The 12,851-nt window shown below is 33.4% G+C and carries 16 protein-coding genes; 12 read left to right on the forward strand and 4 right to left on the reverse strand.

Features of this window, described 5'->3' with window-relative positions:
• Positions 1 to 80 precede the first annotated feature (80 nt).
• The 4 genes from lpdA to GJJ64_RS11850 all read left to right on the forward strand — a co-directional run bounded on the left by lpdA (position 81) and on the right by GJJ64_RS11850 (position 3,850).
• On the forward strand, positions 81 to 1,484 hold the full coding sequence (lpdA, locus tag GJJ64_RS11835; protein WP_154287994.1) for a dihydrolipoyl dehydrogenase: 1,404 nt from the start codon (positions 81 to 83) through the stop codon (positions 1,482 to 1,484).
• 149 nt (positions 1,485 to 1,633) lie between these two features.
• Positions 1,634 to 2,074, forward strand: a complete 441-nt coding sequence (locus tag GJJ64_RS11840) for a sterol desaturase family protein (protein ID WP_154287995.1) — start codon at positions 1,634 to 1,636, stop codon at positions 2,072 to 2,074.
• A 24-nt stretch (positions 2,075 to 2,098) separates the two neighbouring features.
• The gene (gene murB / locus GJJ64_RS11845) at positions 2,099 to 3,115 is read left to right on the forward strand and encodes a UDP-N-acetylmuramate dehydrogenase (RefSeq protein ID WP_154287996.1); all 1,017 of its coding nucleotides are present in this window, start codon (positions 2,099 to 2,101) and stop codon (positions 3,113 to 3,115) included.
• A gap of 204 nt (positions 3,116 to 3,319) precedes the next feature.
• On the forward strand, positions 3,320 to 3,850 hold the full coding sequence (locus GJJ64_RS11850; protein WP_154287997.1) for an RNA polymerase sigma factor: 531 nt from the start codon (positions 3,320 to 3,322) through the stop codon (positions 3,848 to 3,850).
• Between the two features lie 25 nt (positions 3,851 to 3,875).
• On the opposite strand, the gene GJJ64_RS11855 is transcribed toward GJJ64_RS11850, so the two are convergent.
• The gene (locus GJJ64_RS11855) at positions 3,876 to 5,360 is read right to left on the reverse strand and encodes a phytoene desaturase family protein (protein WP_154287998.1); all 1,485 of its coding nucleotides are present in this window, start codon (positions 5,358 to 5,360) and stop codon (positions 3,876 to 3,878) included.
• A gap of 139 nt (positions 5,361 to 5,499) precedes the next feature.
• On the opposite strand from GJJ64_RS11855, the gene GJJ64_RS11860 reads away from it, so the two are divergent.
• Genes GJJ64_RS11860 through GJJ64_RS11875 form a run of 4 tightly spaced genes read left to right on the forward strand, consistent with a single transcriptional unit; the run spans position 5,500 to position 7,822 of the window.
• Entirely contained in the window at positions 5,500 to 6,333 is an 834-nt protein-coding gene (locus tag GJJ64_RS11860; RefSeq protein WP_154287999.1) for a phytoene/squalene synthase family protein, read from the forward strand.
• Between the two features lie 35 nt (positions 6,334 to 6,368).
• Positions 6,369 to 6,896 carry a hypothetical protein gene (locus GJJ64_RS11865; protein ID WP_154288000.1) on the forward strand — a complete coding sequence of 176 codons (528 nt, stop codon included), beginning with the start codon at positions 6,369 to 6,371 and terminating at the stop codon, positions 6,894 to 6,896.
• Entirely contained in the window at positions 6,897 to 7,583 is a 687-nt protein-coding gene (locus GJJ64_RS11870) for a lycopene cyclase domain-containing protein (RefSeq protein WP_154288001.1), read from the forward strand.
• Entirely contained in the window at positions 7,580 to 7,822 is a 243-nt protein-coding gene (locus GJJ64_RS11875; RefSeq protein WP_154288002.1) for a cytochrome b5 domain-containing protein, read from the forward strand. The genes GJJ64_RS11870 and GJJ64_RS11875 overlap by 4 nt, the downstream gene beginning before the upstream one ends.
• On the opposite strand, the gene GJJ64_RS11880 is transcribed toward GJJ64_RS11875, so the two are convergent.
• The 3 genes from GJJ64_RS11880 to GJJ64_RS11890 are packed head-to-tail and all read right to left on the reverse strand — an operon-like array spanning position 7,819 to position 9,994.
• Positions 7,819 to 8,337 carry a shikimate kinase gene (locus GJJ64_RS11880; RefSeq protein ID WP_154288003.1) on the reverse strand — a complete coding sequence of 173 codons (519 nt, stop codon included), beginning with the start codon at positions 8,335 to 8,337 and terminating at the stop codon, positions 7,819 to 7,821. The genes GJJ64_RS11875 and GJJ64_RS11880 overlap by 4 nt on opposite strands.
• A gap of 1 nt (position 8,338) precedes the next feature.
• A complete protein-coding gene (locus GJJ64_RS11885) occupies positions 8,339 to 9,499 on the reverse strand; it encodes a BT_3928 family protein (RefSeq protein ID WP_154288004.1) in 1,161 nt (386 codons plus the stop codon).
• Between the two features lie 18 nt (positions 9,500 to 9,517).
• A complete protein-coding gene (locus GJJ64_RS11890; RefSeq protein ID WP_154288305.1) occupies positions 9,518 to 9,994 on the reverse strand; it encodes a DUF1599 domain-containing protein in 477 nt (158 codons plus the stop codon).
• A gap of 181 nt (positions 9,995 to 10,175) precedes the next feature.
• On the opposite strand from GJJ64_RS11890, the gene folP reads away from it, so the two are divergent.
• From folP to GJJ64_RS11910, 4 genes are read left to right on the forward strand one after another with little or no spacing between them, the layout of a single operon-like run.
• The gene (folP, locus tag GJJ64_RS11895; protein ID WP_154288005.1) at positions 10,176 to 11,036 is read left to right on the forward strand and encodes a dihydropteroate synthase; all 861 of its coding nucleotides are present in this window, start codon (positions 10,176 to 10,178) and stop codon (positions 11,034 to 11,036) included.
• A gap of 52 nt (positions 11,037 to 11,088) precedes the next feature.
• On the forward strand, positions 11,089 to 11,880 hold the full coding sequence (gene cdaA, locus GJJ64_RS11900) for a diadenylate cyclase CdaA (protein WP_154288006.1): 792 nt from the start codon (positions 11,089 to 11,091) through the stop codon (positions 11,878 to 11,880).
• 18 nt (positions 11,881 to 11,898) lie between these two features.
• A complete protein-coding gene (locus tag GJJ64_RS11905; protein ID WP_154288007.1) occupies positions 11,899 to 12,582 on the forward strand; it encodes a metallophosphoesterase family protein in 684 nt (227 codons plus the stop codon).
• Complete coding sequence (locus tag GJJ64_RS11910; RefSeq protein ID WP_154288008.1) at positions 12,579 to 12,839, forward strand: (2Fe-2S) ferredoxin domain-containing protein; 261 nt, start codon at positions 12,579 to 12,581, stop codon at positions 12,837 to 12,839. The genes GJJ64_RS11905 and GJJ64_RS11910 overlap by 4 nt, the downstream gene beginning before the upstream one ends.
• The last annotated feature ends 12 nt before the right edge of the window (positions 12,840 to 12,851 follow it).

The following is a 12,851-nucleotide window of genomic DNA, read 5'->3' on the forward strand; positions in this document are numbered from 1 at the left end:
GGTTAATCAAAATAATTGAAAAGAAGCTTGCCAGAAGGCAAATAGAATCGTTAATTTAGCCAAAACAAAAAATTAGAAAGATGCAATACGACGTTATCGTAATAGGTTCTGGTCCGGGCGGTTATGTAGCCGCTATCCGTTGTGCCCAATTGGGAATGAAGACCGCTATTGTAGAGAAATATTCAACCTTTGGAGGTACTTGCTTAAACGTAGGTTGTATCCCATCAAAGGCTTTACTAGACTCATCAGAACATTACCATAATGCAACCCATACCTTTGCAGAACATGGTATTGATGTTAAAGATGTAAAAGTAAATATCAAGCAAATGATTAAAAGGAAAAATGAGGTAGTAGCACAAACTACTGCTGGTATTACTTTCCTGATGAAGAAAAATAAGATAGATACTTATGAAGGTCTAGGCTCATTTAAAGATAAAAACACCATTAAAATTGCTTTAGCAAAAGGTGGAGAACAAGAAATTACAGGTAAGAATGTTATTATAGCAACAGGGTCTAAACCAACAGAACTACCTTTCTTAAAAACTGATGGTAAGCGTATTATTACATCTACCGAAGCTTTAAACTTAACAGAAGTTCCGAAACATTTAATCTTAATAGGAGGTGGTGTTATTGGTTTAGAGTTAGGTTCGGTTTACGCCCGTTTAGGTGCTGAAGTTACTGTGGTAGAGTTTGCTTCATCTATTATTCCAACTATGGATAGTACCATGGGTAAAGAGCTACAAAAATCTTTAGCCAAATTAGGGGTTAAGTTTTTACTTAGTCATAAAGTTACAGGTGCCGAGGTAAAAGGTAAAAAAGTAACCGTTACCGCTGATTCTCCAAAAGGTGAAAAAGTAGTTCTAGAGGGTGATTATTGCTTGGTTGCAGTTGGAAGAACTGCCTATACCGAAGGATTAGGTTTAGATAAAATTGGAATTACTGTAGAAGAAAGAGGCAAGAAAATCCCGGTAAACGAACATCTTGAAACTTCTGTTAAAGGTATCTATGCTATTGGCGACGTTATTAAAGGTGCAATGTTGGCTCATAAAGCAGAAGAAGAAGGTACTTTTGTTGCCGAAGTTATTGCCGGACAAAAACCACACATCAATTATAATTTAATACCGGGTGTAGTTTACACTTGGCCAGAGGTTGCTTCTGTTGGCTATACAGAAGAGCAGTTGAAAGAACAAGGTAAAAAATATAAAGTAGGTTCTTTCCCTTTCAAAGCAAGTGGAAGAGCAAGAGCTAGTATGGATACCGATGGTTTAGTAAAGGTATTAGCAGACGCTACTACTGATGAGATTTTAGGTGTACATATGATTGGGCCACGTACAGCCGATATGATTGCTGAAGCTGTAGTAGCGATGGAGTTTAGAGCAAGTGCAGAAGATATTGGTAGAATAAGCCATGCTCATCCAACTTTTACAGAATCTTTCAAAGAAGCTGCTTTAGCTGCTACTGATAATAGAGCGATACATATTTAGAATGTAAATAACATAAAAGTCTAGGCCGCAACTTTAAATGTTGCGGCTTTTTTGTTTTGGAGAATAATAGTATCCTACAAGTATATCAATAGTTCACAATCGTTTTTAAGAGCTAAATTTTAAATGCATCTTTGCTATATATTTAATTTATGATTTGGTATTACGCATCTGGTATAATTATACTTACCATCATAATGATGGAGTTAGTTTCGTGGACTTTGCATAAATACTTATTTCATGGCCCGCTTTGGTTTATTCATAAAACACACCACCAACAAAGACATGGTTTTTTTGAGTTAAATGATATTTTTAGTTTAGGTTTTGGGATATTAGCCTGCTGGCTGATGTTTGATAACCAAACAACATTAAACCATAAATTTTGGGTGGGTGTAGGTATATCAATATATGGTATCATCTATTTTATTTTTCACGATTGGTTTATTCATAATCGCTTTAAAGCATTTAAAACCGAAAATAAATATTTAAAAGGCATCAGAAGAGCGCATAAAATACATCATAAATCAACAGAAAAGATGCCTTCAGAAGAGTTTGGTTTACTTTGGGCATCCAGAAAATATTTTAAAAGCTAGTCATCATTTCAATATAACGTCATCATGTTACAAATCCATCAAAATGTTTCTTTAAAGAATTTCAATACCTTTCAAATTGAGGTTTTTGCTAAATATTTTGTTGAAATATGTCGAGAAGATGAGCTTGTAGAACTATTTCTAGACCCACAATGGCACCAAACCCCACGTTTGGTTTTGGGTGGTGGTAGCAATATGTTACTTACACAAGATTTTGATGGTTTAGTTATTAAAATGAATATTAGGGGAATAGAGCATCGCATCAATCATCAAGAAGTTGTGGTAGAGGCTGGTGCTGGTGAGGTTTGGAATGATTTTGTAAATTATTGTGTTGATTGGGGTTTTGCAGGAGTAGAAAATTTAAGCCTTATACCGGGTTCTGTAGGTGCTTCGCCAATACAAAATATTGGTGCTTACGGAGTAGAGCTAAAAGATGTATTTGAAAGCTGTAAAGCCTTTGAAATTGCTACTGGTACTTTTAAGTACTTTACAAATGATGCTTGCAAATTTGCATATCGCGAAAGCATATTTAAAAGGGCCTTAAAAGGTCAATATATTATTTGTAGTGTAAAGTTTAAATTGTCTTTAATTCCTCAAATAAATATCAGTTATGGGGCTATCCAAGCCGAATTAACAAATAGAAATATTACACAACCTACTTTAAGTGATGTATCTAAGGTGGTGTCAGAAATTAGGGTATCTAAATTGCCAGACCCATTTACCATTGGTAATGCAGGGTCTTTCTTTAAAAATCCTATTATAACAAAAGAACAATTTGACCTATTACATGAACAGTTTCCGGAGATAGTGTACTTTTTATTGCCCAATAATGAAGTTAAATTAGCTGCTGGTTGGTTAATAGAGCAATGTGGCTGGAAAGGAAAGGTTGTTGGCCATACAGGTACTTGGCATCAGCAGGCCTTGGTTATTGTTAATCATGGTGGTGCAACCGGAAAAGAAATTTATGATTTTTCTACATCTATTATAAATTCTGTTCAACAGAAGTTTGGCGTTGTCTTAGAACGCGAAGTAAACGTCTTTTAGCTAAGGTATGTAATTTTTTTACTACCCATTATTAGATTAAAATCCTGAAAACCTTATTTATACGCCTTTGGTCTAACTTTTGTTAGCGAAAAAGTGTTGCAACATATTGTTTAATTTTTTTGACAAAAAACTTAAACAAAATTTGCAGATTACAAATTATAATCATTAAGTTTGTTTAGGTATTAATCATAAAAGTTAAACAAAATGACTAAGATAGAATTTAACACCCTAGTAATGCGCCAAGCATCATCACTTAAAATGTATGCCTTACATTTTACACATGATGCTGATGATGCCAATGATTTGGTACAGGATACTATGTTAAAGGCAATTACCTACTATAATAAATTTAAAGAAGGAACAAACTTAAAAGGATGGTTATACACCATTATGAAGAATACCTTCATTAATAATTACCGTAGGTTTGTGAAGATTAATACTTTCGTAACTAAAACAGACGAGATTTCATCTTCTCAATTATCTTACTCTGCAACAGTAAACGGAGGAGAGCCAAAGTTTGTGATGGATGATATCAAAAAAGCACTATCAAGGTTACAAGAAGAATATTATGTGCCTTTTACCATGTACTTTGAAGGTTATAAATACCACGAAATAGCAGACCATTTAGCTATACCTATTGGTACAGTTAAAACTAGAATACACGTAGCAAGAAAATTGCTTAAGAAAAGTTTGAAAGCTTATGACCGTAAAACTTCTGAGGCTGTTGCAGCCTAAGAAGTTTTACTTCTTGATTATCTATCTAATTTCCTTTAAAATATTTATCTGCCTCTGCTGCTGCAACTTGTCCAGAAATTAATGAAGGTGGTACACCTGGTCCTGGTACGGTAAGTTGGCCTGTAAATAGTAAGTTATTAACTTTTTTAGCTCTCATAGCAGGTTTGAAAAACGCTGTTTGAGCTAAGGTGTTAGCTAAACCATAGGCATTGCCTTTATAAGAATGATAATCTTTCTTAAAATCCTCCATGGCATAGCTTCTCTTGATGATTTCATGTCCCCTAACTTTTTGTTTAGTGATATTCTCAAACCTATCCATGATGATGTTGTAGTATTTTTCTCTTAATTCATCAGAATCTTCTAAACCTGGGGCTAGCGGTATCAAGAAAAATAAGTTTTCTTTTCCTTCTGGAGCTACTGTATCATCAGTTTGAGATGGACAGCAAGCATAAAATAGAGGTTTTGTGGGCCATTGTGGTGTAGTATAAATTTCTTTAGCGTGTTGGTCTAAATCTTCATCAAAAAATAAATTATGATGTTTAATACCTTCTATTTTTTTATCTAAACCAATGTAAAACAATAAAGATGAAGGAGACATAGTTCTTTTATCCCAATACTCGGCAGTATAATTTCTGTTCTTTGGTTCTAAAAGTTGTTGGTCGGTATGTTCATAATCTGCGCCAGAAATAACAAAATCTGCTTCAATATTTCCTTTATTGGTAATTAAAGTTTTAGCCTTATTTTTATCCACCAAAATTTTTTCAACTTCTGTATTTAGCAAAATTTCTACACCTTGCTCTTCAGCAAGCTTAGTCATAGCTTTTACAATTTGGTGCATACCACCCATTGGGTACCAAGTTCCCATGGCTAAATCGGCATAATTCATTAAGCTGTACATGGCCGGTATTTTTTGTGCTGTAGCGCCTAAAAACAAAACGGGAAACTCTAATAATTGTATCAGTTTTGGATTTTTGAAGTACTTTCTTACATGAGAGCTCATAGGTTTAAGCATATGAATCCGTAAGCTTTCTAGCATCATTCTTAAATCTATAAACTCGGTAATAGAGTGTGAAGGTCTAAAAACATAATCGCTCATAGCGGTTTTATACTTATAAGCCGCTTGCTCCATAAATTTTCTTAAACCAATGCTACTCCCTGGCTCATACTGTTCAAATAAAGCTTCTAGTTCTTGCATATTGGCCGGAATGTTCATGATTTCGTCCTCGCCAAAATAAATTCTATACCCGGGGTCTAATTGTATAAGCTGATAATAATCTTTAACACTTTTGCCAAACAGGTTGAAATAATTCTCAAAAATATCTGGCATCCAATACCAACTTGGTCCCATATCAAAAGTAAAACCTTCGGTTTGCCAAATCCTCGCTCGACCACCAGTTTGGTCGTTTTTTTCTAATAAAGTTACCTGATAGCCTTTTTTAGCCAATACCGTGGCTGCAGCCAAGCCAGAAAAACCTGCGCCTATAACTGCAATTTTAGATTGATTACCCATGTTAAATGTTAAATTCAAAATAAGCTAATTTGTTTTACAATTTCTTGATTTCTGCTGTTTATTAGCTAAACGATAAATCATTTCAAACAAAATCTAACTGATTTTGTAATCTGAATATATTTTACAATTTTAGCTATTGATGGATTTATATACCCAAACCTGCCTAGATTGCAGTAAAATTATTACCAATAACTACAGTACTTCTTTTAGTTTGGGCATTAAGGCTTTTGATAAAAAGTTTAGAGAACCCATTTATGCCATCTATGGTTTTGTGCGTTTTGCTGATGAAATTGTTGATACTTTTCATGATCAAGACAAAGAAAGCTTAATTGCTCAGTTTAGAAAAGATACTGTTGAAGCTATAAAGCGTAAAATAAGTTTAAATCCTGTACTACATGCTTTCCAATTAGTAGTAAATCAATACCATATTGAGTTTCATTTGATTGATGCTTTTCTAAAATCAATGGAAATGGATTTAGATAAAACCCGTTATACCGATGACAGCTACAAGGAGTACATTTACGGCTCGGCAGAAGTAGTGGGTTTAATGTGTTTAAGAGTTTTTTGTGAAGGCAATCATCAACTTTATGATACTTTATTACCCAAAGCAAGAAGTTTGGGTTCTGCTTTTCAGAAAATTAACTTTTTAAGAGATATTAAATCTGATTTTGAAGAAAGAGGAAGAACATATTTCCCTGGTGTTGATTTTACAAAATTTACCGAGGCGGATAAACAAGAAATCGAAAAAGACATTAAAGTAGATTTTGATGATGCTCTAGAAGGTATAAAACTACTTCCACAAGGTTCTAAGCTTGGTGTTTATATAGCTTATATTTATTATCTAAAATTATTCGAGAAAATAAGAGCTACATCGGCTCAAACCATAGCGAATAAAAGAATACGTATTCCAGATACACAAAAGATATTCTTAATGGCACAAGCATTGATTAAGGACAAGCTAAACTTTGTTTAAGGTTTTTACGTTCGTTATATAAGAATATAAAAATTATGAAAAATATTATCTTTTGCTTTCTATTTCTGGCTTGTTTTACGGTTCAAAGTTTGGCTTATGATATCCAAAAAATAAGAAAAGATTATATAGAAGCTATTAAAGATGCCAATGCTGCCGATAAACTTTATAAAGAATTAAAAGCCATTAAAAACCCAAGTCCGTTAATATTGGCTTATTTAGGTTCTGCTGATGCGGTAAGAGCAAAACATTCTTGGAACCCGGTTAATAAAATGGCTTTTTTAAAGCAAGGTTGTAAAACCATTGATAAAGCTGTTGAATTAAGTCCTAACCAGCTTGAAATACGTTTTCTTAGATTTAGTTTAGAGCATTTTCTACCTCCATTTTTAGGTTACAGCAAACATCTTGAAATAGATAAAAAGAAGATATTAGAATTGGTACAAAAATCAAACGTACAAGCTTTGCATGTAGATGAAAATATCCTGAAAAATATGGTCAATTTTATGATTGATAGTAAAAGATGTACCGATAATGAAGTAAGTGTTTTAAGAAAAGTAATAGCATAAATGGATAATAAACTGAGTTATCTGCTCATTAATATTTTAACAGTTTTCTTTCCTATTCTCTTATCATTCGATAAAAAAGTACATTATTATAAAAAGTGGAAATTTATCATGCCTGGCTTATTTATTACAGGGCTTCTTTATCTTCTTTGGGATTATATTTTTACCATTAACCAAGTTTGGTCTTTTAATGATGATTATATTCTAGGCATCAGGTTTTTCGATTTACCACTAGAGGAAATCATGTTTTTTATCACCATTCCTTTTGCTTGTATTTTTATATACGAGTGTTTAATAGCTTATTTTAAGATTGAAATCTCGGCTAAAATCGTAAATACTATCAGTTGGTTATTCATCATCTTATGCGTAATTATGCTGGGGCTGTTTTATGATAGAATTTACAGTTTAGTAAATTTTAGCACTCTTATGGTGGTTTTACTCTACACCATTTTTGCTAAAACGCATTTAAATATGGGTAAGTTTTACATCGCCTACTTGGTTTCTTTATTACCTTTCTATATTGTAAATGGGATATTAACATCTATACCTATTGTGATGTATAATAATTCAGAAAATATGGGTTTTAGAGTTGGAACTATCCCTTTCGAGGATCATTTTTATTCGATGTCTTTATTTTTGATGAATTTGCTTTTCTTTGAGTTCTTTAGAAATAAGAGAAAAGCTGCATGATAGAAGAAGAATTGCCTGTTTATACCAAATCTCAGTTAGCTTTAAGAAACGGACAAGATAAGCCAGAAATATGGGTTGCTTATTTGGGTTTAATTTATGATGTAAGCCAAAGCAGATTATGGCTAAAAGGAAAACATTATGAGCATTGGGCGGGGCAAGATTTAACAGCCGAGTTAAAAGATGCGCCACATACAGAACAGGTTTTTGAGCGCTTTAAAGTTATCGGCAAACTGGCCTAAACCAGTTTGATGTCTTTATTTTCTAACTCTTCTAATAAAATTTCTGGCGTTAGGTTTACACCATGTAAAGAAATTTGGGCTTTTTCATAAAATGGTCTGCGTTCTTTTAGTTTGTTTTCTATAAATAAAACCAGTTCATCAAAGCTTTTGCCTTTTATTAGCGGTCGCTCGGTTTTAGCGTTTATCAATCTATCTGCTAAAACTTTAACAGGTGGGTCAATAAAAATAGTTAAGCCATTGGCATTCATCCAATCCATATTATCAAAAAAACAAGGTGCCCCACCACCGGTAGAGATAATAGCATCATCAGCTATGGCGCTATTTTGTAATAAATCACGCTCAATTTCTCTGAAACCATTTTCGCCTAGCTCAGCAAAAATTTCAGGAACAGTTTTATGCTGGGTACTTTCTATTAAGGTATCTAAATCTATAAAAGGACGGTTTATTTTGGCAGAAAGGTTTTTACCCATTCTTGTTTTTCCGCAACCCATAAAACCTATTAAGAATATCTTCATTTTAGTTTTTACTCAAGTATTGTGCTACCAAATCATCATAACTTGGTAAAGCACTTGCTGGCCATTTATTAATAATTGTTCCGTTTTTTAAAAGAATTAAACCGGGATTAGCTCTTACCATACTTTTAAGCGGTACTGCATCGGCATAAAAAAACTCCATCACCAGTTTATTTTCTTTGATAAATTTTTCAGCATCAGTAGCAGAATTTGCTGTTAGCCAAACCGTACGGATATTAAAATTTTCTGCAGCATTTATCGCTAAAGCGTTAATGTCTCCGGCAGCTTTTTTATTAGCTTTATCAAGCTTCCAACCAACAGCAACCAAATTATAGTAAGGGTTTTCTATCAATTCTTTGGTATAGCTTACCCCTTGTGAATCGTAAATATTTAAATCACTTATTTTAGGCTGATAGCCTTCTTTAACAAGTTTTGGTTCTGATGAGTTGATTAATTCCCAATCCGGATTTTCATAAATTTTGGTCTCCAGATATTTTTTATCACTCATTTCCTGTTGCTCGCCAGTTTTCTTATTCTTTAGCGTATAAATAATTTCATACTCGTTTTGTGGTGCACCTTCAGGAATACGCATAGCATCCGGAATATTAGCACCAATTTTATAAGGCAAAAAATCTATAATAGGCAAATATGCATAGGTATAAATGCCAAATAATATGGTTAAGCCGATGGTTAAAGAGATAATTGCTGTTCTGCCAGATTTTTCTGCTGCAACGGGCTTAATATGCGCTTTATTAAAGAAGATATAAACAATGAAAACCAATAAAATCAAATCTTTGCTGAAAGATTGCCAAGGCGTTAAAGGTATAGCATCACCAAAGCAGCCACAGGTTTTTACAACATTAAAAGCTGCCGAGTAAAAAGTTAAGAAAGTGAAAAATATAATCAGTAACAATAAACCCCAACTTACCTTTTTTGAAGATATGCCGGTTAATAAAAACACACCCAATACCACTTCAAGTGCACATAAAAAGATAGATAGATATACTGAAATTGGGTTTAAAAAAACTACATGAAAAACCTCAAAATACTCTTCTAATTTGTAAGAAAAGCCTAGAGGGTCGTTTAGTTTAATAAGTCCTGAGAAGATAAAAAGGACACCTACAAATATCCGACTAAATAAAAGGATGTACTTATTGTGTAACATAGGTTAAGAGCTTAGCAGTTAAGACAATTTTATCAGTGCAAAAATAGCGTAGTTCATCATATCTTGATAATTGGCTTTTACACCTTCAGAGGCCTCTGTTTGCCCTTGGTTATCTTCAATTTGTTTTACGCGTAAAATCTTCATCAAGATTAAATCTGTTAAAGAGCTTACACGCATATCTCTCCAAGCTTCGCCATAATCATGATTTTTGGCAAACATAAGCTCTTTAGTTTCGGTAACTTTTTGGTCAAAATTAACTTCCACAATACTAGGTTCAAGCTCTGTAGCAGCACTATCATCAAGCTCTAGCTGTATCATAGCTATAATACAGTAATTGATGATACCGATGTATTCTCCCTTAATATCATCACCAACTTTACTAACTTTTTTCTCTTCTAAAGTTCTAATTCTTTGCGCTTTAATAAAAATTTGATCGGTTATAGAAGAGGGACGTAAAATTCTCCAAGCTGTACCATAATCACGAGTTTTTTTCATGAAAAGGTCTTTACATACCTTAATTACTGCGTCGTATTGTGTTGATGTTTGAGCTGCCAATCTGATATCGGGTTTATTTAAATAGTAAAATTATGGCTATTTTGTTGCTTTTAAAAATTCTACCCTTTATTTATCATAATAATAGATGAAAGAGGGCTTTATTTTGTAAGCAAATAAAATAATGGTTAAAGATACAAGGCTTCAGGTAAAAAACACATTAAATATTGGCGGCAAATTGATGGATTTAAGCGAGCCTAAAGTAATGGGGATTATCAATATCACACCAGATTCTTTTTTCTCTGGCAGTAGAGTTAATACTAACCATGAAATTCTTAAGCAAGCAGAAAAAATGCTTACCGAAGGAGCAGATTTTTTGGATTTGGGAGCTTACTCATCAAGACCAGGGGCTCAAGATATTAGTGAAGCCGAGGAGGAAGCAAGGCTTTTGCCAGCAGTAGAACTCATTAGTAAAGAATTTAAACAAGCTTTTATCTCTATTGATACTTTTAGGGCTGGTGTAGCTGAAAAAGCTATACATGCTGGTTCGCATATCGTTAATGATATATCGGGTGGTAATTTAGACCCAAAAATGTTTGAAACCGTAGGAAAATTAAAAGTGCCTTACATCTTGATGCACATGAAAGGTACGCCTCAAAACATGCAATCGCAAAACCACTATGATGATATGATGGAAGAGATGATGTATTATTTCTCATCTAAAATACAACAATTAAAAGCTTACGGAGTGCATGATATCATCATAGACCCCGGCTTTGGCTTTGCAAAAGATATAAGTCAAAACTTTAGTTTATTAAAGCATATGGCTGCTTTTGAAATATTAGGTTTCCCAGTTTTGGCGGGGCTTTCCAGAAAATCTATGATTTGGAAAACGCTTAATACCACGGCAGATGAAGCCTTAAATGGTACTACAGTTTTAAACACTATAGCACTACAAAATGGGGCGGCAATATTAAGAGTTCATGATGTAAAGGCGGCAAAAGAGAGTATTAGTCTTTATCAAACCTATCTTAAAGCCAAATAGCTATTATTTTTTTAATAATTTTTGATAAATTACAAGAGTACAATATTAAAATATGGATTTTCTCGATTTTAGCTTCTTAAAACTTACCGTATTAGATGTAATAGATATCCTTTTAGTAGCTATTATCATTTATTACATCTATAATTTGATAAGAGGTACTATAGCTGTTAATATTTTTATAGGTTTTATCCTTATTTATGTTGTTTATTTTGTGGTAGAGCAGCTAAATATGAAACTGCTGGCAGGTATTTTAGGCAGTTTTGTTAGCGTAGGTTTTATTGCTTTGATTATCGTTTTTCAGCAAGAGTTTAGAAGATTTTTACTTACCATAGGTAAAAATATCTCTCTAAAAAATAAGATTTGGCTAAAGCTGATGTTTGGCAAAGAAGAGTTAGAGAAAAACAATATCGCCAAAATTAAACCTATTATTGATGCCTGTAAATCCATGAAAAAGACCAGAACAGGTGCTTTAATTGTTTTTGCAAAATATTTTGATCAAGATGCTTTTGCCAATAGTGGTGAAATGATGGATGCAAAAATCTCTAAGCGTTTATTAGAAAGTATCTTCCAGAAAAATAGCCCATTGCATGATGGTGCTGTTATTATATCAGAAAATAAAATAAAGTCTGCCAGCTGTATTTTACCCTTAACAGAGAATGATAAGTTGCCACCACAATTTGGATTAAGACACCGGGCCGGGATAGGCGTTACAGAATCTAGCGAGGCTACTGCATTAATTGTTTCTGAAGAGACAGGAGAAATTTCTTATGCACAGCAGGGTAGGGTAAAAATGAATATTAGTTTTACTGATTTGGAACGCTTGTTGAACAAAGATTTTAATTAAATCAGTCCGCACAAGTTCATGTCAAAGAAGAAAAAAGAACACTTTATTGTAGGAGACGTTCATGGGTGTTTAAATACTTTACAAGCTTTATTAAAAAAATGGAAACCCAATACACAACAACTTATTTTTGTTGGAGATTTGGTAGACCATGGTAATTTTTGTCCGCAAGTAGTAGAACTAGCTTTTAACCTTAAAGATGAAGAGCCTGATAGCGTTTTAATTAGAGGTAACCACGAAGAGTATTTTTACAAACATGTACTTAGCCAGTATAACGAAGACTGGTTTCAAAAATCTGGCGAGAAAACGTTTTCTCAATACTTATTTCATGGAAGAAGAATAGAGCCCGATGCTGAGTTGTTTAAAAAGATGCCCTTATATTACCAAACGCCTTACTTATTAGTTAGCCATGCAGGTGTTTGTGAAACGGCAGAACCTTTTAATCCGGATAATGTAGATAGTGTTTTATACCAAAGAAAGGGGATAAGAAGACTTCAGCAATTACAGGTTTATGGGCATACACCGGCAGAAAAAGCTAAATATGATGAAGCTAGCCATGCTATTTGTATAGATACAGGGGCGTATAAATGCAACAAACTTTCTGCAATAGTTGTTAATGCTAAAGGAGATATTAAAGATTTGATAGAGCAAAAAACACATCATGATGATGAGGTAAGTTGTGAAGAAATACAAAGAATAGCATGAGTAAATTTTACGAGCCAGAAAACATTATTTACGTTTGTACCGGCAGCAAATGCGCTAAAAGAGGGGGTAAAGATTGTTATAAGTCTTTAAAATCTTATGTGAAACATACAGATACAGAGGTTATAAGAATAGAATGTACAGATAGGTGTAAGTTTGCTCCTGTTTTAAATTTACAACCTCAAAATATTTGGCTTAAAGAATATACAGAAAAACAAGTTTTCAAAACTTTAGAAGAGCTTAAACTAAAAAAGCGATAAGTTCTTATCGCT

The organism is Pedobacter puniceum (genome assembly GCF_009674685.1).
GTDB classification, from domain to species: domain Bacteria; phylum Bacteroidota; class Bacteroidia; order Sphingobacteriales; family Sphingobacteriaceae; genus Pseudopedobacter; species Pseudopedobacter puniceum.